This window comes from Thiohalocapsa sp. ML1 (assembly GCF_001469165.1).
Lineage (GTDB): Bacteria > Pseudomonadota > Gammaproteobacteria > Chromatiales > Chromatiaceae > Thiohalocapsa.
The window spans coordinates 21,221-44,174 of sequence record NZ_JABX01000021.1; the positions used below are offsets into that span (position 1 = coordinate 21,221).

General features: G+C 69.7%; 20 protein-coding genes and 2 pseudogenes. 10 read left to right on the forward strand and 12 right to left on the reverse strand.

The features are described 5' to 3' along the window. The first annotated feature begins 131 nt into the window (after positions 1-131). Together ML01_RS14395 and ML01_RS31065 are read left to right on the forward strand one after the other, a co-directional pair. Entirely contained in the window at positions 132-476 is a 345-nt protein-coding gene (locus ML01_RS14395) for a UPF0175 family protein (protein ID WP_058556100.1), read from the forward strand. After that, the gene (locus ML01_RS31065; protein ID WP_256363649.1) at positions 458-589 is read left to right on the forward strand and encodes a hypothetical protein; all 132 of its coding nucleotides are present in this window, start codon (positions 458-460) and stop codon (positions 587-589) included. Before ML01_RS14395 ends, ML01_RS31065 begins: the two co-directional genes overlap by 19 nt. 71 nt (positions 590-660) lie before the next feature. Here ML01_RS31065 and ML01_RS14400 read toward each other — a convergent pair whose 3' ends face one another. From ML01_RS14400 to ML01_RS31385, 4 genes and pseudogenes are all read right to left on the reverse strand, one after another. Next, positions 661-2,820, reverse strand: a complete 2,160-nt coding sequence (locus ML01_RS14400; RefSeq protein ID WP_082674295.1) for a caspase family protein — start codon at positions 2,818-2,820, stop codon at positions 661-663. A gap of 9 nt (positions 2,821-2,829) precedes the next feature. Next, the gene (locus ML01_RS14405) at positions 2,830-3,870 is read right to left on the reverse strand and encodes a magnesium transporter MgtE N-terminal domain-containing protein (protein WP_058556102.1); all 1,041 of its coding nucleotides are present in this window, start codon (positions 3,868-3,870) and stop codon (positions 2,830-2,832) included. Positions 3,871-3,940: 70 nt separating this feature from the next. Next, positions 3,941-5,701 (reverse strand): CHAT domain-containing protein, encoded by a 1,761-nt coding sequence (locus ML01_RS14410; RefSeq protein WP_058556103.1) that lies wholly within the window; start codon positions 5,699-5,701, stop codon positions 3,941-3,943. A gap of 39 nt (positions 5,702-5,740) precedes the next feature. Then, positions 5,741-6,619: pseudogene (locus ML01_RS31385) on the reverse strand (tetratricopeptide repeat protein); the annotation flags it as partial. 115 nt (positions 6,620-6,734) lie between these two features. Between ML01_RS31385 and ML01_RS14420 the strand changes: the two are divergent. Next, positions 6,735-7,919 (forward strand): ISAs1 family transposase, encoded by a 1,185-nt coding sequence (locus ML01_RS14420; protein ID WP_058556105.1) that lies wholly within the window; start codon positions 6,735-6,737, stop codon positions 7,917-7,919. Here the strand turns inward: ML01_RS14420 and ML01_RS14425 are convergent. Further along, on the reverse strand, positions 7,890-9,917 hold the full coding sequence (locus ML01_RS14425) for a tetratricopeptide repeat protein (RefSeq protein WP_058556106.1): 2,028 nt from the start codon (positions 9,915-9,917) through the stop codon (positions 7,890-7,892). The genes ML01_RS14420 and ML01_RS14425 overlap by 30 nt on opposite strands. Positions 9,918-10,041: 124 nt before the next feature. Between ML01_RS14425 and ML01_RS14430 the strand changes: the two genes are divergently transcribed. Both ML01_RS14430 and ML01_RS14435 read left to right on the forward strand, forming a co-directional pair. Further along, the gene (locus ML01_RS14430) at positions 10,042-10,296 is read left to right on the forward strand and encodes a type II toxin-antitoxin system Phd/YefM family antitoxin (RefSeq protein ID WP_058556107.1); all 255 of its coding nucleotides are present in this window, start codon (positions 10,042-10,044) and stop codon (positions 10,294-10,296) included. After that, complete coding sequence (locus tag ML01_RS14435; RefSeq protein ID WP_058556108.1) at positions 10,289-10,549, forward strand: Txe/YoeB family addiction module toxin; 261 nt, start codon at positions 10,289-10,291, stop codon at positions 10,547-10,549. Before ML01_RS14430 ends, ML01_RS14435 begins: the two co-directional genes overlap by 8 nt. Before the next feature lie 116 nt (positions 10,550-10,665). Here the strand turns inward: ML01_RS14435 and ML01_RS14440 are convergent, their stop codons facing one another. Together ML01_RS14440 and ML01_RS30225 are read right to left on the reverse strand one after the other, a co-directional pair. Beyond that, on the reverse strand, positions 10,666-10,947 hold the full coding sequence (locus ML01_RS14440; RefSeq protein WP_058556109.1) for a helix-turn-helix transcriptional regulator: 282 nt from the start codon (positions 10,945-10,947) through the stop codon (positions 10,666-10,668). Continuing rightward, positions 10,928-11,578, reverse strand: a complete 651-nt coding sequence (locus ML01_RS30225; protein WP_216819187.1) for a type II toxin-antitoxin system RelE/ParE family toxin — start codon at positions 11,576-11,578, stop codon at positions 10,928-10,930. The genes ML01_RS14440 and ML01_RS30225 overlap by 20 nt, the downstream gene beginning before the upstream one ends. 477 nt (positions 11,579-12,055) lie before the next feature. Between ML01_RS30225 and ML01_RS14450 the strand changes: the two genes are divergently transcribed. Next, on the forward strand, positions 12,056-12,292 hold the full coding sequence (locus tag ML01_RS14450; RefSeq protein WP_058556110.1) for a type II toxin-antitoxin system Phd/YefM family antitoxin: 237 nt from the start codon (positions 12,056-12,058) through the stop codon (positions 12,290-12,292). Further along, positions 12,289-12,663: a type II toxin-antitoxin system VapC family toxin gene (locus ML01_RS14455; protein ID WP_058556111.1), complete on the forward strand. Its 375-nt coding sequence runs from the start codon at positions 12,289-12,291 to the stop codon at positions 12,661-12,663. Before ML01_RS14450 ends, ML01_RS14455 begins: the two co-directional genes overlap by 4 nt. 69 nt (positions 12,664-12,732) lie before the next feature. Here the strand turns inward: ML01_RS14455 and ML01_RS14460 are convergent, their stop codons facing one another. From ML01_RS14460 to ML01_RS14475, 3 genes are all read right to left on the reverse strand, one after another. Further along, positions 12,733-13,926, reverse strand: a complete 1,194-nt coding sequence (locus ML01_RS14460) for a CHAT domain-containing protein (protein ID WP_058556112.1) — start codon at positions 13,924-13,926, stop codon at positions 12,733-12,735. Positions 13,927-14,495: 569 nt separating this feature from the next. After that, on the reverse strand, positions 14,496-15,992 hold the full coding sequence (locus ML01_RS14470) for a CHASE2 domain-containing protein (protein ID WP_058556114.1): 1,497 nt from the start codon (positions 15,990-15,992) through the stop codon (positions 14,496-14,498). A 243-nt stretch (positions 15,993-16,235) separates the two neighbouring features. After that, positions 16,236-16,688, reverse strand: a complete 453-nt coding sequence (locus tag ML01_RS14475) for a YaiI/YqxD family protein (RefSeq protein ID WP_058556115.1) — start codon at positions 16,686-16,688, stop codon at positions 16,236-16,238. A gap of 540 nt (positions 16,689-17,228) precedes the next feature. Between ML01_RS14475 and ML01_RS14480 the strand changes: the two are divergent. Then, a pseudogene (locus tag ML01_RS14480) lies at positions 17,229-18,291 on the forward strand (DEAD/DEAH box helicase); the annotation flags it as partial. A gap of 875 nt (positions 18,292-19,166) precedes the next feature. Beyond that, the gene (locus ML01_RS30230) at positions 19,167-19,421 is read left to right on the forward strand and encodes a DbpA RNA binding domain-containing protein (RefSeq protein WP_254045264.1); all 255 of its coding nucleotides are present in this window, start codon (positions 19,167-19,169) and stop codon (positions 19,419-19,421) included. Between the two features lie 138 nt (positions 19,422-19,559). On the opposite strand, the gene ML01_RS14485 is transcribed toward ML01_RS30230, so the two are convergent. After that, entirely contained in the window at positions 19,560-19,988 is a 429-nt protein-coding gene (locus ML01_RS14485) for a DUF2177 family protein (protein ID WP_058556116.1), read from the reverse strand. A 654-nt stretch (positions 19,989-20,642) separates the two neighbouring features. Further along, positions 20,643-21,476, reverse strand: a complete 834-nt coding sequence (gene phnE, locus ML01_RS14490) for a phosphonate ABC transporter, permease protein PhnE (RefSeq protein WP_058556117.1) — start codon at positions 21,474-21,476, stop codon at positions 20,643-20,645. A gap of 180 nt (positions 21,477-21,656) precedes the next feature. On the opposite strand from phnE, the gene ML01_RS14495 reads away from it, so the two are divergent. Beyond that, complete coding sequence (locus tag ML01_RS14495) at positions 21,657-22,856, forward strand: hypothetical protein (RefSeq protein ID WP_058556118.1); 1,200 nt, start codon at positions 21,657-21,659, stop codon at positions 22,854-22,856. Positions 22,857-22,954: the final 98 nt, after the last annotated feature.

A 22,954-nucleotide genomic window follows, 5' to 3' on the forward strand; every position in this document is an offset into this window, starting at 1 on the left:
CGCCGACGACCGGACCGGGGCGTCCCGCCCCCGACCAGGCCTGCCGCCCTCCACCGGCCACCCTCGCAGCGAGCCGGAACATTTCCCTATGCTATCTTCATGCCCATGCAATCTTCCCATGAGGCATAGGCATGGAGACCGTTAACGTCAGCGGGCTCAAGAACAACCCGAGCGAGGCGCTGCGCAAGGCGCGTCGTGATGTCGTGCTGGTGCTGAACCGCGACCGGCCCGATGCGCTGGTCATCGGCGTCGAGCTGGCGGGTGGCCTGGACGCGAAGGGCGTGAAGCCGGCGCTGGCCACGGCGCTGTTCCGCGACGGCAGTCTGTCGCTGGCGCGGGCCGCGCGTTTGGCGGAGATGCCGTTGTCCCAGTTCATCGCGCACCTTTCCCGCTTGGGCATTCCCGTGGTGGCCCTGAATGCCGACGAGGCCGCGGCGGATCTGGACACGCTGGAATCGTGGCTCGGCTCGTCCTGACCGACGCGAGCCCGGTGATCGGGCTCGCGCGGGTCGACGGATTGGGCTGGCTCGGCCCGCTCTTCGGTGCTGTCTGGATGCCGCCCGAGGTACGTGCCGAGGTGCCCGCGTGATCGAAACCGTATTGAAGCGGGTCGGCGAGTAGGCCAGGCAGCCGAAGGTGGCGCGCCGCACTGCGGGGTCGCTACTGGGCTTGGGCTCCAGTCTGCCGTGGCGCTCCATCCGTCGCCCCGACCTGAAACTCCCAGATGTCCGCGCCCCAGGTGCCCGTCGCGATGGCCGGCAGGCTGCGGGTCTCACCGCCGGCGACGGCCGCATGCAGCAGCGCTTCCAGCGGACGCAGCGCCGACCGGGACGCATCGCGCCGCCGCTCGTAGCCCTGCTGCGTCAGCAGGGCCGGGTCGATGGGCAGTTGCGTGCCGATGAGCAGGATCGACAGCGCCCCGGGCTGGTCCGCATGCAGCCCGGCCGTGAACGGGGCGAGGCTCAAGTCCCGGCGCTCGCCGGCGCCGAGCCGCGCCGCGGCGGCCGGATGCCGCGGCAGCGGAAACAGCACGTAGATGCTGCCGTCCGGCGTCAGCTCGAACAGGTAGGCATGGCGCGCCCGGCGGCCGGTGTTCACCAGCGCGAAGCTCAGCACCTGATCCAGCGGCAGCGCGCCGCGGGCCTGGAGGGCGGGCGGTGAGAGTGGCGCGGCCAGCTTGCGCCGGTGCAGGTTCGCGGCGAGGTGCGCGCAGTCGGGGCTCTGCGGCGCACAGGGCGCGTACTCGATGAGCGCCAAGGCCAGACCCGAGCCACCGCTCGCCTCCGCGGCCAGGAAGCGCAGATCATCCAGGCGCCGGTATCGCTCCAGGTTGCGATGCAAGGTCGCGAGCCCCGCCTCCGCTGGCTCGAGCCGGATGGCCAAGTCGTCGTGCAGCAGTGCCTCGCCGCGGTTCAGCACCCAGACCTCCGGTGCAGCGCCGGGGTCGTGCAGCGGCAGGCTGTCGCGCCCGCTCGGCGTTACCGGGAACCGGGCCGCGCCAGCCTCGCGCAGCGGGCGCAGTAGCGCTAGGATCAGGTCCGCGTCCGCCGCGGTCGCGGCCGGCTCGAAGCCGCTGAGCGTCGCCGCCATGCGGCGCACCCGCTCCAGCAGCGGCGCATCCTGGGGCTCCTGCGGGGCGAACAACCCGAGCCGACGCGCCGGCGAGTCGTAGGCGTGCTCGCGCTCCACCAGCAGGTCCCCCGCTGCCAGGTCGCCCGCCGTCAGCAGCCCGCTGCTCGTGGTGGCGCGGACCCCGGTGATCCGAACTCGCGCCGCACCCCCGTCCTCGGCCACCGCCGCGTACAGGCTGCCGACCGTGACGCCGGAGAGTCGCCCGGCAGCGAGCGCGACCCGGTCGCCCTGCACCGAGTGCACCGGCACCGTGCGCCGCGGCGCGATGCGACCGCCGCGCAGCGGCCGCTCCGCCGGGCCGCTGATCTGCGGTTGCTGGCCGATGCGCCGGTCCTGTGCGGTCCAGACCGCGGCGCGCTCGAACACCTGCCGCCAGCTCTCGCCGGGGATGGCGCGATGCAGTGACCGCACCCAGTTGGCGGTGAAGGCGCCGGCGTCGCGGTTGCGCGCCGCGCCGTAGGGCAGCTCGTAGGCGCTGCGGTCGTGTCGTGCGGCGCCGATGCGAACAGGCTGCGCGAGCGGTGCCGGCAGCGGCGGGGCGTGCCGAGACGCGTGCCCGTCCTGCCCTGCCGGCGGTGCAGCCCTCGGCGTCGGTGCCTGCGCACCGCGGGTGTGGGTTGCGGTATGGCCGGCATCGGTCACCCAGACCAGCTCGCCGGCCCGGGCCGCGATGGGTGCGAGCCAGGCGTTGACCTCAGCGTCCGAGATGTCGAAGCGGTCGAGCCCCTGCGCCGCGCCGGTGCGCGCGCCAAAGGGCACCAGCGTCCGAGCCCCGGCGGCCGGCTCGCCATCGTCCCCGAGGCCCGGGAGCCGCGAGCCGTAACCCGAGTAGTGGATGTAGACGAAGTCCCCCGGCGCCACCCGCCCGGCGAGGTCCGCGAGCGCCGCACGGATGCCGCCGTGCGTGGCCTCCGCGTCCACCAGCGTCGTGATGGCCGCGTCCGGCAGCCCCAGGCGCTCGCGCAGCGCCGCGCGCACGATCTGCACGTCCGTCAGCGCGCCCGGCAGGGGCTCCAGGCCTGCGGCGGCATAGTCCGAGATGCCGATGAGCAGGGCATGATCCGTCGCGCGACCGACGCCCGGCAGCGCGCCGAGGAGCGCGATGACGAGCGCCAGGCGCAGCATTCCAGCCATCGCCCCCATCAGCGCCCGAGCCAAGCCCTTACGCAACGCGTCGCGGGCCGCCATGCGCAACAGTCAGGAATCGAGCTTGCGCAGCAGTGCCCGCAGCGCCGCTCGGTCGTCGGGGTCGAGCGCGGCGAGCTGGTCCGGGTCCAGGCCGCGCAGGCGCTCTTCCGGCGGCAGCTTGGCGAGGATGGCACGGCGTTCCTCGGGCGGCGTCCTCTCGATCAGGGCGAAGCGCTCTTCCGGCGGCATCTTCTCGATCAGGGCGAAGCGCTCTTCCGGCAGCATCGTCTCGATCAGGGCGAGCCGCTCTTCCGGCGGCATCAGATTGACCACGGCAAGACGCTCCTCCGGCGTCAGGTCCGCGATTATCCGCTCGCGTGTCTCGCGGTTGAAGTCTTCGACGGTGTAGGTCATCGCGTTGAACCCCAGGCGGTAGGTCGAGAACAGGTTGTACAGCAGGTGCCGGCCCTCCCTGGTCTGCCCACGGTAGCGCTCGATCCCGCGCCGGACCCGCTCGAGCCGGGCGCTGAAGAGCTGCCAGAGGGCGTTGCGCGGCGCGTCGGCAACCGCGTCGAGCACGATCAGGCGCACCGTGCGTCCACCCCAGCGTAGATCATGGACGCCCGCGCAGGCGGCGGGTTGCCGCGCCCCGGCCGGCAGCCGACGGAGCAGCTTCGCCGGCTCGCGAGTGGCCACCGCGTAGAGCTGGAAGGCCGCCTCCGGCGGCAACGGCGGCACGGATGGGGCGTCGGCGCCGTCGGTGTCCGGGCGCGCTGACGCCGCGCCATCCAAGCGGCCGGCCAGCAGCTTGCGATAGTTGACATAGTGGCCGATCAGCTCGTCGAGCGCCCAGGCATCGAGGGCCTCCTGCTGCGACTTGTAGGTCAGCAGATTGTGGGCGCGCAGATCGTCCAGCCCGTCCGGTAGGTCCAGCGCGGCGGCGTCCGCCTGCACGGCGGTGTCGGCGCGCTCGATGATCACCACGTCGAGGCGCTGGCTCTTCAGCGCCATCTCCTTCTCCAGCTCCACTCGCCACGGTGTGCCGGCCAGGCGATCGGTCAAGCCGATGCCGAACCAGCGGTGCCAGTTGATGCGCTGCTCGATGGGCATGGGATGGGTCTGAATGGCGGTGCACAGGATGGCAAAGCGCCGATGCTACCGCGAAAACCCGAGCAACCGCCTACAGCCAATTCCCCATCAGCACGAACGGCGCCCAGTAGAACGGATGGCGCCAGCCGCAGGCAGCATCGGCGACGGCCTGCGCGGCGGCTCCTGGCGACCCGTCGCCGCCGCCGACATCGATCGGCCGCCGGTCGCCCGCGCAGCCGCTCGCCGCCTCCGGCGCCTGCTCACCCCGCAGCAGCCCGAGCTGCGCCTGTTGCAGGGCCTGGGCCTTGGTCAGGTCCGGGCGCTCGGCGCGCAGGCGATAGAACGTCTGCATCAGCACGCCGGTGCTGGCGTCGGCCACGGGCCACAGGCTGGCGAGCACGCCGCGGGCGCCCTGGCGCTGGATGATGGTGCCCATGCCCTCGATCTCGACGCCGGTGTCATCGGCGCCGCCCATGAAGGTGTTGCAGGCGGACAGGGTCACCAGGTCGATGTGGCGCAGATCCAGCGGCGGCTTGGACTCGCGCAGGGCCTTCAGGCTCAGGGTGTGGGGCTGGCCGTCGTCGGCGACGGTGCCGAGCAGCAGGCTGGAGTCGGCATCGCTGCCGGGGTGCAGGTCGAAGTGGCTGGCCAGGTGCAGGATGCGGTTGGCGGGGTCGGCGGCCTCGGTTCTCAGCGCCGTCTCGCTGAAGGCGGTGTTCAGCAGCGCGCGACCGGGCAGCACGCCGTTGGGGTCGGAATCGTCCTCGCGGACGATGCCGTCGATCTCCTGCTCAACCGCCGGCAGCGGCGTGAACTTGCCGCGCGGCTCGCTGACGCCGAGCCCGGCGACGCGCCAGTCGCCCCCGCCGCTGCCCGCGGCCTCCGGCTGGCGCTCCGAGGCCGCGGTGTAGTAGACCAGCGACCAGCGCTCGGCGAGCCATTGCTCCCCATCGTGCAGCGCCGCGAAGGGGATGTAGCGCAGCTTGCCGTCCAGGTGGACCAGCAGGGAGTGCAGGCCGGCGGCGTCGATGGCCTCGGCGATGGGGGCGACCAGGCGGGTGTAGAGGGCCTGGGCCGGGGTGGCCGCATCCGAGCCCGAATCGGTCAGCGCGGTGCGCAGGGCGTCGATTTCGGTGTTCAGCGTGTCGGCGTCCGTCTCGACGACGGCGGTGTGCCAGCCCGCGGGCGTGGTCAGCAGCAGGCGGACCTTGTCTTCCAGCAGGATGAATTGCAGCAGGCCGGTGGGCTGGCCGCTTTGTTCGGACAGCGCCGCCAGCAGGGTCTGTTTGTTGCCGGGGGCATTGGCCAGGGTCCGGTTGGCCTCGGCCTGCTGCGCCGGGGCGATGGCGGCGAAGTGCTCGGGCAGCTCGGCCAGCAGGCGCTCCAGCTCGGCGGTGGCCGCGTCGCGCTCGGTGGTGAGGCGCGCAAGCTCGGCCTGTTCCTCGGCGGTGCGCGCGCTGGCATCGATGCGGCTCAGCGTGGCGATGCGCTCGCCCAGGGCGGGCAAGGGCTCGGCGATGCCGTCATAGCCCGCGTTCCATGCGGCCTCGATTCGATTGAACGCGGCGCGCGTCGTGCGCGGGTCGTGGGCATCGTCCTCCTGGATGTAGTCGTAGAACTCCTGCTCCTTGAGCATATCCAGCACCTGCTGGGCCTCGGCGGGTCGGTCTTGGGCCAGCAGCAGGTCGGCGAGGTTGCGGTAGACGACTTCCTTGTCTTGCAGGAAGGACTGTTGCAGCGTCTGGTCGAGACCGCTGCTGGCCGCGCGCATGGCCTGGATGGTGTTCACCGCCCGCTTGCCGGCGACGATGGCGGGGCCGGGTTGGGATTGGGTCTCCCAAAGCTCCCGCATGTTGTTCCAGAGAAGCCATAGAGTCTCGGGCTCGTGGAGTTCGGTCTGAAGGGCTAGGGCTTGTTGATAACGAGCGTGAGCTCCGTTTAGATTGCCGCTGCCCCATTCCAAGGTGCCTAGGCTCGCCAAAGTGGCGGCCACATCAGAATGAGCGCCAATCTCTCGGTGGATGGCCAAAGCCCGAGTCAAGTGATCCCGGCCCTTCGAGTAGCGACCGAGGTGAGCGTATACGGTTCCAATGCCTTGCAAGGTACGACCCTCGCCTCGTCTGTAGCCTACTTCACGGCTGACGGTCATAGCCTGTGTTAGCTGCTCCAGGGCTAGCTCATAGCGGCCGAGGTTGGAAGCGACATTACTCAGGTTAACAAGTAAATTGACTTCCGTAGACCGTTCGCCGATATCGCGAGCAATAGCCAGAGCCTGCGTATAATTGACGAGCGCTTCCTGATGGCGGCCGAGAAACAAATAAACGGTCCCAATGCCACCGAGGTTTCTAGCTTCGCCGGGGCGGTCTTGGATTTCACGGCGGATGCCCAAAGCCTCGGTGAAGTGGTCCAGGGCCTCTTGGTAGCGGCCCAGGTTCCAATAGACGTTGCCGATGTTGGCGAGGACATTCCCTTCGCCTCGGCGGTCTCCGATTTCGCGGTCGATGGCCAGGGCCTGAGTGAAGTAGTCAAGAGCGTCCTGATAGCGACCGCGGTCCGAGTAGATGGTGCCAATATTGTCAAGCGCGCTCCCTTGGCCGCGGCGGTTGCCGATCTCGCTGTATACGGCCAGTGCTTGCCTGTAATGCTCCAGTCCCTCCTCGTACCGGGCCAATTCTGAATAGACGGTGCCGATATTGCTGAGGCCGCGCCCTTCGCCGCCGCGGTCACCTATCTCGCGGTGTAGACCTAAGGCCTGGGTGTGGTGATCCAGGGCTTCGGGGTAACGGCCAGGGCAATCGCATCAGAGTCTTACCATATACTTTTAGACTTGACTGGAGGAATCTCACATAATCGCCTGATGTTAAGAACCTTGTGAGAGCTTGCCCGTGGAACTAGTCGCTCCGGACCGCTCGCTTGTGGGCCACTTCGAGTCGCTTGAGGACCCCCGCTGTCCGCTCAAGCGGCGGCACATCCTCCACGAGATGATCGTCATCGCCATCGCCGCGATCCTGTGCGGGGCCGACGGCTGGGTGGGGATCGCCCAGTTCGGGCGCTCGAAGCGGACCTGGTTCGAGGGCTTTCTGAGGCTGCCCCACGGCATCCCCTCGCACGATACCTTCGGGCGCGTGTTCGGCCTGCTGGCGCCGGCGGCGTTCGAGGCCTGCTTTCGCGCCTGGGTGGAGTCGATTCGCGCGCTGCTGCCCGGGGAGATCGTGGCGATCGACGGCAAGACGCTGCGCCGTTCGCACAACCGCGGCGCCGGACTGGCGGCGTTGCACATGGTCAGCGCCTGGGCGACGCACAACCGCCTGGCGCTCGGGCAAGTCGCCACCGACGCGAAGTCCAACGAGATCACGGCGATTCCGCGCTTGCTCGAACTGCTGCACATCGAAGGCTGCATCGTGACCATTGACGCCATGGGCTGTCAGACCAAGATTGCCGCGCTGATCGTCGCCCGCGGCGGCGACTATCTGCTGGCGCTCAAGGGCAACCAAGGCACGCTGGCCGCGGAGGTGGAGGAGACCTTCATCGACGCCGACGCCAAGGACTATGACGGACTGCCCTCGCAGGTCGTCGAGACCGTCGAGCGGGGTCACGGACGCCGCGAGCGGCGGCGCTACCGCACGCTCGGGCAGCTTGACGGCCTCTCCAACGGCGCCGCGTGGAAGGGCCTGAACATGCTCGGCATGGTCGAGTCCGAATGCGAGCGCGACGGCAAGATCACGCGCGAGACGCGCTACTACATCGGCAGTACCGGCCTCGATGCGCAGACCTTCGCCAGCGCCGCGCGCGGGCATTGGGGTATCGAGAACAGCTTGCACTGGTCGTTGGACGTCGCCTTCCGCGAGGACGAGTCGCGCGTGCGCGACGAAAACGCCCGCGAAAACCTGGCGGTTCTGCGCCACTTCGCGCTGAATCGACTCAAGAACGACGACACCAAGCTCGGCATCGCCAACAAACGCCTGCGCGCCGGCTGGGACGATACGTATCTGCACAAGCTGCTCTTCGAACCACCCGACCTGCGGACGAAAATCAAAACATCAGCATCTGCGAATATTCGTGCCGGCTGATGCGATCGCCCTGGGGTAACGGCCGAGGCTCTGGTAGATGTTTCCGAGGTTGCCGAGGGCCGTCCCCTCGCCGCGGCGGTCGCCGATCTCGCGGGAGATCGCAACGGCTTGGGTGTAGTGCTCCAGGGCCTCCTGGTAGCGACCGAGGTTGGCGTAGACGGTGCCGATGTTGGTGAGGCCCTTCCCCTCGCCCGCGCGGTCGCCGATCTCGCGGTGGATGGCCAGCGCCTGGGTGTGGTGCTCCAGGGCCTCCTGGTAACGGCCGAGGTTGTCGTAGACGACGCCGATGTTGCCGAGGGCCGGCCCCTCGCCGCCGCGGTCGCCAATCTCGCGGTGGATGGCCAGCGCCTGGGTGTGGTGCTCCAGGGCCTCCTGGTAGCGACCAAGGTTTGAGTTGACGAGGCCGATGGTGTTGAGAATCGTCCCTTCACTGCGCCGATCGCCGATCTCGCGGACAATTGCCAAGGCTTGGGTGTGGTGCTCTATGGCCTTCTGGTAGTGGCCGAGCTGTTCGTATACGTTTCCAATGTTGGTAAGGTCCATCCCTACCCCAGGACGATCGCCGAGCTCGCGGCGAATGGCGAGGGCCCGGGTATGCTGCTCTAATGCCTGCTGGAAGCGGCCGAGCTTGAGCTGGACGGCGCCGATGTTGGCGAGCGCTTGTCCTTCACCCCGGCGATTGTCGACGTCGCGAAGGATGGTCAGGGCCTGCTCGTAGTGGTCCAGGGCCTTATCGTAGCTGCCCTGACTCGCGTAGACGTTGCCGATATTGAGGACAGAACTCCCTTCGCCTTCACGATCGCCGAGATCCCGGCGGATGGACATGCCCTGGGTAAGGTATTCCCGAGCCTCTGGATATCGCCCGAGATGCCAGTAGGCAACACCGATGTTCGAGAGATCCGCCCCTTCGCCGCTACGGTTGCCGATCTCGCGGTGGACGATCAAAGCCTGGGCGTAGTGCTCCAAGGCATCCTGAAGACGGCCTATGTGCTGGTAGACGTTGCCGATATTGTGGTGGTCTGCCGCAACGCCCGCGCGATCGTCGATTTCGCGGCGTATGACCAGCGCCTGGTTCAAGGCCCTCAGTGCCTCCTTGTAGCTACCGCAATTGCGGTAGAAGACGCCGATTCTGCCGAGGACTTCACCCTCCCCGCGGAGGTCGCCAACTTCGCGATTGATGGCTAAGGCTCGGGTCAAGTGCTGCAGGGCTTGCGGGCGGCAGCCGAGGTTGAGCTGGACGGCGCCAATGTTGGCGAGGACCTGTCGTTCCGAGTGCCGATCGCCCATCTCGCGGACAATCGCCAGGGCCTCGGTCAAGTATTCCAGTGCCTCTTGATAGTGTCCTAGTTCTGTAAGGATCACGCCGATTGCATTTGTAAACGGCGCCTGGCCTGGACGATGGTTATCCGAACGAGCGAGCCTAAGTCCTTCCTCAAAGGCCGCCAACGCGCCCGAATAGTCTGACCGCTGCCAAGCCTGGCCTCCCGCCTGGAACAAGGTCTCCATGCGGTCCTCCTGCGTGTCTGCCAGATCTTGGATGCCGACCCCGATGCGCCCGCTCCGGATCACGGCGTACAGGGCCTGCGCGCCGGCGGGATCATCCGGCGACGACGGGCGCACCCAGCGCAACGTGACGGCCTGCCCAGTGGGGGTCTCGCCGGTCAGGCCGACAAGCTGCTGCGCGCCGTCCAGCGGCGTCTCGCCATAGCGGATCAGCACGTCGCCGGGCCGGATGCCGGCGGCGGCGCCCTGGCCGTCCGGCAGCACCAGGGTGGCCAGCACGCCCTCGGCGCCGTCGAACAGCCCCGGCTCGGCCGCCTTCAGCGCCCGCCCGGACGCGAGCCAGGCGTCGATCTGCTCCGCGGTCGGCTCGGCGGCTTGACGCGATGCGGGCGCCGGCGCCGGCGGCGCATCCGCGTCGTTGCCGGTCTCGGCGAGGGCTACGCCGGCGAGGGCCGCGCAGAGCAGTAAGACGATGACGTTATCGATCCGAAACATGGCTGTGCTCCCGGGCTCTGGTCTGTTTTCGGGGTAGCGGCCCCGGCGTGGCTTTACCGCCCCGGATGCCGCGACCATACTCATCGGCTGAAGCGCGAGATCGCGCGGCATCGAGGCAGACAGTATGCAAACCATCTCCGTTGCCGAGGCCCGGGACCGGTTCGATGAGCTGATCGACCGGGTCGCGACCGACCCCGACTACACCCTGATCACCCGCGGCGCCGATGACGGCGCCGTGGTGATGTCGCTTGCGGCGTTCAACAGCCTGATGGAGACCGTGCATCTGCTGGGCTCCCCGGCGAACGCGGAGCACCTCGCCCGCTCCATCGCAGAATACCGTCGCGGCGAGGCCGAGCCGCACGCATTGCTCGATGACTAGGCGCCTGGCCTGGACCGCCGAGGCCTGGGCCGACTACCTCTATTGGCAGCGGCAGGACCGCAAGACGCTGAAGCGCATCAATGTCCTGGTCAACGACGCCCTGCGCACGCCCTTTGCGGGTCTCGGCAAGCCCGAGCCGTTGCGCGAGAACCTTGCCGGGTTCTGGTCGCGTCGCATCGATGACGCGAACCGGCTGGTCTACGCCGTCGATGACGACCTGCTGACTGTCATTGCCTGTCGCTACCACTATTGATCGGGTCCGCTCGTGAGCTTGGGCCTCGCTCCCGGCCCGCGCTTGCAGTGGATACCCTGGACGCATGGCTCGCCTCGTCCTGACCGATGTGCAGGTCCGATCGCGTCGCCCCCGACTCAGGCGGCCAGCTCGATGCGGATGCGCTGTCCAAGCGCCTGCGCGGCCTTCTCCAGCGTCAGCAGGGTGACGGAGGGGTTGTCGGGGTCGAGCAGCCGGTCCAGGGCGCTGCGGCTGGTGCCCATGCGCCGGGCAAGCTCCGCCTTGCTCAAGTGCTGTTGCTGCATCGCCTGCTCGAATTGGAAGGCAATGACGCGCTTGATCGCGATGGCCTGCGCCTCGGCCAGGAGGCCCTCGTCGTCGAGCAGGTCGTCCAGGCGGCTACCGATGTGCGGGTTCATGGCGAATCGGGTTCCGGGGGAGTTGTGTGCGGCGACGGCGCGCTAGGGCGAGGTCGTCCGCCGGTGTTTTCTGGGACTTCTTGATGAAGCCATGCAGCAGGATCATGCGACCGTCGGTCACGGTGAACAGGATGCGTGCGATCCGTCGGTCCAGGTGCGAGCGGACCTCCCGTAGCCCTGCCTCGAGCTTGCGCACCACCGGCATGCCGATGGGCCAGCCGTATTGGACGGTCTTGAGATCGGCGCCGATGACACGCTTGTCGGCCTTCGACAGTGACTTTAGCCAATCCCGGACCGGCTCCTGCCCGCTCTCGGTCCGGAAAAAGACGCGTCGATGATGGGCGCGCCGGTCATGCCGGTGACAGTACCATTTTTGGTGCGCTGGTGACGGCTCCGCGGACTGTCCGGCGCGGGGTCCCGCGTTGGAGCTTCTGGGGGACGGTCCGCGTCGCTCCTTTCGTTGCGGGGCTCGTTGCGGCGTCCGGTTGGTCCATTGGGTTGGCTGGGGTTGCGGCCTCCCCGGATTTCGCTTCGCTGCATCCGGGCTACCGGAGCTCGCAGGCTCAATGCCCTTGGCGCGCCGGCGCCTCAGGACCCGGATATAGAGTTTCCTGCGCGTCGATGCTGGCAATCAGCGCAAAGGCTTGCATGGCTCGTCTCCTAATCGATCGAAGATCGCACTCGCCGTGGGCGTCCAGTGGCGGGCAGGCAGGGGCGTGACGGTCGCCTCAGCCGCAGGGCGTTTCGCGCCGACGACGCCGGCCGTGCCTGGGGCGGACGGGCCACGCGAAGCCCAACGACGATCGCGCTGCCGGTCACTCTCCAACTCGGTTCGCGTCCGGTGAGCGCCTGTTGCAGGTCGGCGCGGTTCCGGGGGAGGCTCGCATCGGGGCACGCGCGAGACACCGTGGCGACGACTTAGACAGCATGCCAACCATCGGCCGTGCCAAGGTGTGCGACCGGCTCAACGAGCGGCTGAACCGGGTCTCGACGGACCCCGAGACGAGGGCGAGGCCGCGTGCTTGTGCCAACCCCGCGGTCGCGCGACACTTGGCTAACCTGACCAAGCGGAGGATGCTCGCACGCTTGGCAGTCACCGGAGCCGCCCGTGCAGGTCAACATGCTCGAAGCCAAGAGCCAACTCTCGAAACTGGTCAAGGCAGCCGTCGCCGGCGAGGAGGTCATCATCGCCAGCAACGGGCAACCGCAAGTCCGGCTGGTGCCCTGCGCGGACGCCGCGGGGCTGCGGCAGTGGGGCGTATTGGCCGGGCAGTTCGAGGACACCGACCAGGCCTTTGGCGAGGCAGTCGATGCGGAAGTGGGCAAGCTGTTCGGTGTCCGGTGAGGTTGCTGCTCGACACCCAGGTGATGTTGTGGTGGTTGCTGGCCGATCGGCGCCTGCGGCCCGAGACGCGCGAGCTGATGGCAACGCACGCCTGTCTGGTGTCGGCGGCCAGCATCTGGGAGGTCGCGATCAAGCACCGCATCGGTAAGCTGTCGATCGACCCGATCCGCTTCCGCGACCATAGTCTGGCCGTGGGCGCCACGCTGCTGGTCATCAATGATGCGCATGCCATCGAGACGGCAAGCCTGCCAGACATCCATGAAGACCCGTTCGACCGTTTGATCATTGCGCAGGCCCGCATCGAAGGCCTGACGGCGGTCTCGTCCGATACCCGCTGGAGCGAATACGGCATCGCGCTGAAACGCCCGTGACGAAGCCGCAATCGACCTCCGGCTGATCCCTCCCCAGGATCGGCCGTTGGTAGCGCCTGGCGGTCATGCTCAGAGCCAGTTGCCCATCAGCACGAAGGGTGCCCAGTGGTAGGGATGGCCCCAGCCGCAGGCGGTGTCGCCCGGTGCGGCGGGGCCGGTGGCCCTTGCATCGGCTGCCGCCGGGTCGCCGTCGGCGACGTCGAGCGGGCGGCGCGCGCTGGCGCAGCCGCCGGCGGCGGTGGCGGCCGCGGCGCCGTCTGCGGCGCCAGTGCCCTGCAAGAGGCTCAACTGTGCTTGGCGCAGGGCGTCGGCCTTGGTCAGGGTCGGGTCGGCGCCGCGCGCGCGGTAAAGCGTCTGCATCAGCACGCCGGTGCTCGCGTCCGCCACCGGCCACAGGGTCGCGAGCACGCCCTTGGCGCCGCGTTTCTGCGCCAGGGCGCCGAAGCTCTCCACCTCGGCGCCGCTGCCGCTGCGCTCGGGATTGCCCATGGCGGTGTCGCAAGCGGACAGCGTGAGCTGGTCGATGTGGTCGAGTCGGTAGGCGGTCTTGGCCTCGAAGTCCGCGAGCGCCAGCCGGCTGCCGTCGCCGAGCAACAGGAACGACGCGCTGTTGTCGCCGGGGTTGAGCTTGAAGTGACTGGCGATGTGCAGCACCGGATAGCCGGCGCGCAGCATGGCCTTGAGGCGCGGCTCGTCGAAATCGTCGTCCAAGTGCAGCTCGCCTTCGATGACGCCGTTGGGGTCGCCCGGCGCGCGGATGATGATGCCGTCGAGCTCGGCCGGCACCGCGTCCAGCGCGCTGAACCCCGGGTGCGCCCGGCTGACGCCCAGGCCCGCGACGCGCCAGGCGCCGTCCAGATCCTCGCGCAGGTTCTCCCGCGCGGCCAGGGTATAGAGCGCGAGCGGGTGTTGCTCGATCAGCCAGCGCGCGCCGTCGTGCAGCGCGGCCAGCGGCACATAGCGCAGCCCGGCGTCGAGGGACCACATCAGCGTGCCGGCCCGGGCCTGGGCGAGGTCGGCGGCGATCGGCGCCACCAGCACGCCGTGGAGCTGCTGGGCCAGCGGCAGCAGGTCGGTCTCGAGGTCGGCGTGCCGGTTGGTCAGGGCCTGACGAAACGCGACGATGAGCCGGTTCAGCTCGGCCTGACCGATCGGGGACTGGCGCGCGACCTGGGTGTCCGGCGTGGTCAGGATCAGGTGCAGCCGGTCCTCGGTGACGATGGTCGAGATCAGCACCGCGCCGTGGCCGAGCCGCGCCAGCATCGCCTGCTGGCCGCGCAGCCAGTCGAGCTGCTGCGCGCCGTGTGACCGTGGTGATGGTCCGCGCCGGGGCGGACGCGCTGTGCAGCCGGTCGAGCCAGTCGCCGGCGCGGGTCATGTACCGGCTCCAGGGGCCGGGCGGTGCGGCCGGCGTTGGCAGGGTGTACGGGCCTTGCGCTTGGCCGATCGGCACCAGCGCGCCGTCGTTGAGCTGGATGCGCAGCACGGCGTCGGCGGCGCGGACCTCGATGCGGTCGCCGGCGAGCAGCGGCATCAGGTGGCCCACCGGCAGCTCGGCGCCGGCGCGGGTCAGACGGTAGCCGGCGGGTGGGCCGTCGAAACTGTGGATCCAACCGGCGCGGGTCGGCGCGGCGGCTGCCGGGTCCGCGGCCGCTGCGGCGGGAGCGGCGGCGTCCGCCGCCGGGGTTGCCGGCGCCTGCTCGGCTGCGGTCGTCGGTGCGGCTAGGGCGGCGAGCATGAGACAGGCGGCGATGCGCCGGCCGCGGCCCGCCGAGGCGCGCAACGGGCGCGCGGCAGGCGATGAATCAAAGCGCGGATTGCAGCGGCGATGGTCAGGCATGGTTCGATGTCCTCCGGCGGCGGGCGGCAAGGTTCTCGCGCAGCTCTGCGGCCATCTGGTAGGCCTGGATCGCGAGCAGCGGAATGGCGTAGTTGAGCCACCAGCCGTCGGCGATGAGCCAAAGGCTGAGCGGCAGCAGGCCGAAGAGCACCAGCGCGCCTCCGCCGAGGCCGGCCCAGAAGCCGTTGAAGCGCGCGAACAGGAGGCTCAGCACGACGATGAGCAGGGTCTCGACGGCCAGGGTCGCGAGCAGCCCAGGGCCGCGTAACTCGCCGTGGCTGTCGAGCGAGAGCACGGCGTTGGCGACGATGAGGGCGCCCGGCATCAGCCCGAGCGGGGTGTCGTAGACGTCGCGGCCTTCGGCGTGGCTGGCGCCGATGATCACCAAGTGGCCGCGTGCGAGGCCGGGGTCGAGGGGCTGCACCGCGTCGGTGATCCGTGCCGCGGACAGGACGGTCAGCACCGGCACCTGCACGCCGTGCAGCAGCGTTTGCGGCATCTCGCCGGGTGCCGGCCGCCAGCGCAGCCGATAGCCGATGCGTCGGGCGATGCGCTCCGGCTCAAGATGCACGGGCTCCGTGCCGAGCTGTACCACCAGCGCCCGCCCGCGGGCACCGGGTGCCCGCAGCGCCATGTCGTCACAGTCCACCGGCGTCAGCAGCGCCAGCGCGTCGTGCAGCGCGGCGCACTGCGCGGGGTTGGCGTCCAGCAGTGCCTTGAGCTGAAGCTGGATTGAGGGGCGGATCAGCGCCACGCCCGCGGCGTCGCAGGCCGCGTCCCAGAGCCGCCAGCGGCGGACCTTGCCGTCGGCGTCCTGATCGAACGTCACCGCGCCCCAGTGCAGGCCGGGGGCGGCGGCCACCAGATGGTCGAAGGCCGTCGGGCGCTCCGTCGGCAGGCTGTCGTGGTGCTCCGGCAGCCGCGCGCGGGTGACGCGGGCGAGCACGAGCGGCGGCAGCGGAGCGGCGGAGTCGCGGTCCGCCGCGGCATAGCGGGCGAGGCTGCGCCACAGCGCCGCCTCGCCGCCGGCACCGATGCGGCTCAGGTCCACATCGACGACGATGGCCGCCGCGCCTCCCGCCAGCGCGAAGTCGATGAGTCGCGCGAGCTTCTCGCGCGGGGTCAGCAGCGGCTCGCCCCAGGCTTGGTAGCTGGCCTCGTCGATATCGAGGAAGAGCACCGGGCGCAGCCCCGCCGTCGGCGCGTCGCCGCTGCGCATGGCCATGACCCAGTCGAGCGAGGCGTCCTCTACGCTGCCCACCGTCGCGGTGTCGCGGAAGGCGTGCAGCAGCACCGTGATGGTGAGGCCGAGCAGCAGGTTGACGGCGAGGCGCCGCTGGAAGGGGGAGAGCGCAGACCAGCGCCGCCGCAGCCAGCCGCCCACGGCCGGCGGCATGCGCCGGAACAGCCAAGCCGTGCCCTGCGCCGCAATCGGAACGAGCGAGCGCAGCAGCGCGAGCAGCCACAACAGCTTGATGAGACGGGCCATCGCGACTCCCTAGCCGCCGCGCGTGGGTGGATTCAGTCGCGCGGCGCATCAGCGCCGCCGCATGCGGAGCATTCTCCGCGCGTGGGGGCCGAGAACAAGGGGTTTTCGCCTAAGGGCGTGTCAGAAAAGTCCCCATCGCTTCCGGAGCGGGCGCGGCGGCGGGCTAGCGCGCGCGTCGACGCCGCGGGGCGGCTCAGCGCAGGGCCGAACCTGACGACTGGACGGCGGAGATGGCGCCGACGCTCAGCCGGGCGCCAGGCGCGCGAGCAGCCGGTCGAGCGCGTTCGCGAAGGCCTGGCGGTCGCGCTGGCCGAAGGCCGCGGGGCCGCCGGTGTCCACGCCGCTGCCCCTGAGCGTGTCCATGAAGTCGCGCATGTTGAGCCGCTCGCGCACGTTCTCGGCGGTGTATTGCTCGCCGCGCGGGTTGAGCGCCGTGCAGCCCTTGGCGACGACGGCGGCGGCGAGCGGGATGTCCGCGGTGATGACCAGGTCACCGGGCTCGGCGTGCTCGACGATGTGGTTGTCCGCGACATCGAAGCCGGCGCTGACCCGCACGCTGCGGATGATGCGCGACGGCGGCGTGGCGATGGGCTGGTTCGCCACCAGCGTCAGCGGTACCGACTTGCGCTCCGCGGCGCGGAACAGGATCTCTTTGATCGGATTCGGACAGGCGTCGGCGTCGACCCAAATGTGCATGACGGTGCTGGCGTTGGCGCCGAGCGGCGCTGTCGGTGAGTGCGAGCCCAGGAGTATACTGCGCGATTGACCCAAGCTCCTCTGCCCATGAATAGCTCTGTTTCCGTTGGTGACGCGAGCCGCGACACCGACGCCCATCACGCACCCGATCCCACCCTCGAAGACGCCGCCGACACGCCGCTCGCGGCCGGCACCGATGCCGCGGCCGATGCCCGCGACGGTGACCAAGACGAGGCCCCGGACACCGCCCCAGACACCGCCGACGAGCACCCGTCCGCCGAGGCCGCGCCCGCGCCCGATGCGCTCGACGACGCCGCGGCCGACGACCCGGCGGACGCGGATGACGCACCGCAGGCGCTTGCCGAGCCCGAAGCCGGTGACCCAGCAGACGCGCAAGCCGCGCCGCCCGCGCTCGACGCCGCCGAAGCCCAAGCTGACGCCGCCGCCGACGTGGACGACGCCGCCGGGGACGACGCCGACGCCGACGCCGACCCCGCGCCCGACGACGACGAGCCGCCCGCCGGCCCGAGCTTCCGCGATCTGGGCCTGCCGCCCGTGCTGCTCGCGGCGCTGGACCGCGTCGGCTACGAGACCCCGTCGCCGATCCAGGCCGAGACCATCCCGCACCTGCTCAAGGGGCGTGACCTGCTCGGCCGCGCGCCCACCGGCACCGGCAAGACCGCGGCCTTTGTTCTGCCCCTGCTGGCACGGCTCGACATGGACGTGCGCGGGCCGCAGGCGCTGGTGCTGACGCCGACCCGCGAGCTCGCGATCCAAGTCGCCGAGGCCTGCCGACGTTACGCCGGAGCGCTCCCGGGCTTTCAGGTGCTGCCCATCTACGGCGGCCAGGACTACCGCGTGCAGCTCCGCCAGTTGGAGCGCGGCGTGCACGTCGTCGTCGGCACCCCGGGCCGGGTCATGGACCACATGCGCCGCGGCACGCTCGACCTGGAGTCACTGCACGTGCTGGTGCTCGACGAGGCGGACGAGATGCTCCGCATGGGCTTCATCGACGATGTCGAGTGGGTCCTGGAGCAGGCGCCAGCCGAGCGCCAGATCGCGCTCTTCTCGGCCACGCTGCCGCAGGCCATCCAGCGCATCGCCAAGTCCTACCTGCGTGACCCGGTCCAGGTCAGCATTGCCGCCCGCACCGCGACGGCGGAGACCATCCGCCAGCGCTGGTGGCTGGTCAGCGGCCTGCATAAGCTGGACGCGCTGACCCGCATCCTGGAAGTCGAGCCGTTCGACGCGCTGTTGCTGTTCGTGCGCACCAAGACCGCCACGGTGGAGCTGGCCGAGCGGCTCGAGGCCCGCGGCTTCGCCGCCGCGGCGCTGAACGGCGACCTGCCGCAGAAGCTGCGCGAGCAGATCATCGAGCGCTTAAAGCGCGGCCAGCTCGACATCATCGTCGCCACCGACGTCGCCGCCCGCGGGCTCGACGTGGAGCGGATCAGCCACGTCGTGAACTACGACATCCCCTACGACGTGGAGGCCTACATCCACCGCATCGGCCGCACCGGCCGCGCCGGGCGCGCGGGCGAGGCGATCCTGTTCGTGGCGCCCCGCGAGCGGCGCATGCTGCGCGCCATTGAGCACGCCACGCGCCAGCCCATCGAGCCGCTCACGCTGCCGTCCACCGAGACCGTCAACGACAAGCGCATCGCCGACTTCAAGCAGCGCATCACCGATGCCCACGCCGCCGGCGAGCTGGACTTTCTGCACGGCCTGATCGAGCAGTACCAGCAGGAGCACGACGTGCCGGCGACGGAGATCGCCGCCGCCCTCGCACGGCTCGTCATCGGCGAGCAGCCGCTGTTGCTGCCGCCCGAGTCCGAGCGAGCGCCCCGCCGCGACCCGCGCGAGCGCCGCGACGACTGGGGCCGCGACCGCGAGCGCCCGCCGCCGCGCGAGCAGCGTGCGGACCGCGGCGAGCGCGACGCCGGCGACGGCCGTCGCCGCGAGTGGCGTGCGCGCGACGACGACCGCGGACCGCCCCGGCGCGAGCAGCGGCCCGACCAGGACCGCGGCCGGCCCTGGCAGCAGCCAGACGCCGGCGCGCGACCCCCGCGCGAGCGCGAGGCGGCGTACCGGCCGCGCGAGCGCGACGACCGCCGCGACGACCGCCGCGAGCCCGAGCATCGCCGTGCCGCGGAAGCCCCGCGCGGCGCACCGGTGGACCGCGACCTGCCGCCGGCGCACTCCGCCCGTGACAGCGGCGCCGCCATCCCGGTGCGGGCGCGCGCCTACGATCGCCCGCCGCAAGCGGATCGCGACGACCGGCGACCCCGCCGGGACGATCGACGCGACGGCCGCCGCGATGATCGCGCCCCGCGCTTCGAGCGCCCCGAGCGGCCTGCCGGATCGGATCGGTTCCGCGACCGCGACGCACCCCGAGACCGCGACGCCCCGCGTGAGCGCGGCGGCGATCGGGACTTTGACGGGCCGCGCGAGCGCCGCATGGGGCCGCCCGCCGACGGCATGGAGCGCTTCCGCATCGAGGTGGGCCACGCCGACGGCGTGAAGCCCGGCAACATCGTCGGCGCCATCGCCAACGAGGCCGGCCTCGACGGCCGCAACATCGGCCGCATCGAGATCCGCGACGACCACACGACGCTCGACCTGCCCGCCGGCATGCCGAAGGAGATCTTCCAGCACCTGAAGAAGACGCGCGTCTGCGGCCGGGAGCTCGACATCAAGCGTATCGGCGGTGGCAAGCCGCCGCGGGATCGCTGAATCGGGCGGGACGACCCCTGCCCACCTTGTCGGCAGCGGCCCCGGTCGCTGAGCCGGCTTGTTTCCAGCGTGTTTCCACCCGCAGCACCACGCGCGCGGCCGGCCATGAGGCCGGGCGCCGTGGTGTGTTCTTCCCGATCAGCGCAGCGCCGTGGCGGGCTGCGAGCCCAAGCCCCAGCGCAACCCGAGCCAGCAACCGATGCTGGCCACCGCCGCGCACAGCAGCACGCCCCAGGCCGTGTCCACGAACACCATGGTCAGGGGCCAGGCCGGCAGCGTGGCGCGGTTGGTCAGCTCGTAGGTCAGGTAGGTGAAGAACCCGAATAGCGCACCGTTCAGCGCCGCGTCGGCGACGCGCCCGGACGCGAGCCCGGGTCGCACGCCGAAGTACTGGATGCCGGCGATGAAGAGCAGATAAAACGCCACCGCCGCCGCCCAGTCCACCTCCGGCGCGAGCAGATGGCCGATCTGCGCCTGGTAGAAGTCCACGGCGATGACGCCGAGCCAGAGCAGGTCCACGAGGAAGAAGACGGGGATCAGGGCGAGGTAGAGCTTGAGGTGTCGCATTGAGGGTTGTTTTCCGGATGAATGGTTGGGTCACGCCAGCGGCAACGGGCCGGCACGGCAGTGGCGGCGAGCGCACGGCAAGCGTGGGCTCGCGTGGGCGAGCGGCGAGCGCCGAGAAGCCCGGCCGGAGCAAGCCCCATCAATGCGCCGCCAACGCAAGCGCTGCGGGTGCACGCTGCCGTCGAGACTCGAGCCCACGTCCGACTCCGGCCGGCAGAATTGATCGGGATGCAGCGCCTCAACGTTGAGAAGCGTGTCCAGTCTGGCGCTTAGGAACCAGGGGATATCGTCGCGGGCCGGGGAGTATGCCTGCCCTTGGGCGCAGAGCTGGAGCTCGCGGCGGGAAGGGTTGGTCAGCTCGACCGACGCTTAAGATGCCGTTGCGCTCATCAGATGCCGTTGCGCTCATCGGATGCCGTTGCGCTCATCGGATGCCGTTGCACTCATCGGATGCCGTTGCGCTCATCGGATGCCGTTGCACTCATCAGATGCCGTTGCGCTCATCGACCGACGTTCGTGTCGTCGAAGACGCCCCGACGGCGAGGCGATGGTACGCCCCGCTTGCCGAAACGGCCAGTTCGCGGCGCCGCCGACCGCCGAAGCAATCGCTGCGCCGCCGGGGCCCGGCGAGGCTCGGCCGGCCGCGGCGGCAGGTCAAATCAGCCGCTCGCGCACGGCGGCGCTGACCCATTCGCTGATCAGCACGGTGGCGAGGATGACGAGGAAGATCAGCGTTACCTGCGGCCAGGCGAGGGTGTCCACGGACGCCTTCAGTTGCAGGCCGATGCCGCCGGCGCCGACCAGCCCGAGCACGGTGGATTCCCGAATGTTGATGTCCCACCTAAACACGGCGATGCCGGCGAAGGCGGGCAGGATCTGCGGCACCACGGCGTAGTCGAGCACCTGCGCGGGGCCGGCGCCGGTGGCGCGGATGGCCTCCACCTGGCGCGCGTCGATCTCCTCGATGGCCTCGTACAGCAGCTTGCCGATGAAGCCGATGGAGCGCAGTGCAATGGCGATGACGCCGGCGAGCAGCCCCGGACCCAGAATGGTCACCAGGAGCAGCGCCCAGATCAGCGAGCTGACCGAGCGCGACGCGACGATGACGAAGAGTGCCACGGGCCGCACCAAGAGCCCGCTCGGCGTCGTGTTGCGCGCGGCGAGGAAGGCCACCGGCACGGCGAGCAGTAGCGCGAGCAGCGTGCCCAGGGTCGCGATGTTGATGGTGTCCCAGAGTGGGCGCCACAGGCTGTCCAGATAGGACCAGCGCGGCGGCACCATGCGCGAGAACAGATCTGCCGCCTGCGTGGGGGCATCCCAGACGAAGGCCCAGATCTGGTTCTCGGTCATGATCTCCCAGCAGACGACGAACAGCAGCACGGCCAGGAGCCAGCCGAGCCAGCGTGCGAGCTCCGCCGGCGTGCTGCGGCGTCGCCAGGCGAGGGGGCCGGTGCCGCCGTGCGGGTTGTCGGGCGTTGGATCAGGCATCGCGCGTGGCTGGTGCCCTGCGTCGCGGGCGCGCCTGGTGCAGGGCGTGGTCCGTGCTTTCAGCTACCGTATGGCGGAAAACCATAATTTGATCCATCGCTATTGATGTTTCGCAATGAAGCATATTAGAACTTTCTAAAATACTACACTCCAACATCAAACCTCTGTTGGAGCAGTCTCGTGAAGCGGATCGACACCTCGGAGTATCACCCTCTGTACTTCCTCGCGGCCCTCGGCGCGGGCGGGCTCACGGTGTCCTTTTTCCTGTACTTCCTGTTCCTCGTGCCGCATCCGGCGACGCCGATGGCGACCGCCGACGACCTGCTCGCGCTCTGGGCGGCGGGGCCGGATTGGCTGCGGCCGCTGCTGCTGCTTGGCGTCGGCAGCATCGTGTTGATGGCGCTGCTGCATCTGCGCTTGCTGGTGTGGAACCTAGCGCATTATCGCCGCTGGCGGCGGAGCGATGCATATCCGCGCATGGTCGCGGCGAACAAGGACGTGGCTCTGATGACGCTGCCGCTGACGCTCACCATGACCATCAACGTGCTGTTTGTCGTCGCCTCGGTGCTGGTGCCGGGGCTCTGGGACTATGCCGAGTACATGTTCCCCGGCGTGCTGGTGGTGCTGTTGGTGATCGGTGTCTGGGCGCTGCGTCTGTACGGTGGCTACCTGGCACGGCTGGTGATGACGGGCTCCTTCGACTTCATCGGCAACGCCAATCTCGGGCAGATGATGCCGATCTTCGCCTTCGCGATGATCGCGGTGGCCTTCGCGGCGCCGGGGGCCATGAGTCAGACCCAAGTGGTGAACGCCTTCGGGCTGTTCTTCGCGATCTTCTTCTTGAGCCTGTCCGCGCTGCTCGGGCTGGTGAAGCTGGTGGTGGGCGTTACCGCAATGCTGCGCCACGGCATTAGCGCCGCGGCGGCACCGAGCCTGTGGATACTGATCCCGATCCTGACCCTGTCCGGCATCACGCTGGTGCGACTGATCATGGGGCTCGATCACGCCTTCGCGCTCAATGTGCCGATGCCGGCGCTGTTCGTGCTGACCTCGGTGATCCTGTCGCTGGAGATCCTGTTCGGGCTGCTCGGCTATGTGGTGATGAAGCGCTTGGGCTACTTCCGCGACTACCTGGCGGGCGACGCGCAGAGCCCCGGTGCCTACAGCCTGATCTGCCCTGGCGTGGCCTTCTTCGTGTTCGGCTGGTTCTGGATCATGTTCGGCCTTGTTGGAAACGGGCTGGTGACACCGCTGACGCCGGCCTTCTTCGCGCTGATGGCGCCGCTGGTATTCGTGCAGTGGAAGAGCCTGGAGACGCTGCTCAGGCTGAACCGCAAGCTCTTGGGCAGGGCGCCGATGCCTTGTTTTGCGGAGGCTTGACGCCGTTGCATGCGCCAGAGGTCAGCCGTTTGGCGCGCTGTCCGGACGCTGGCCCTCGGGCCAGAAGGCCTCGACCGTGATGGCATCGGTGCCGTAAG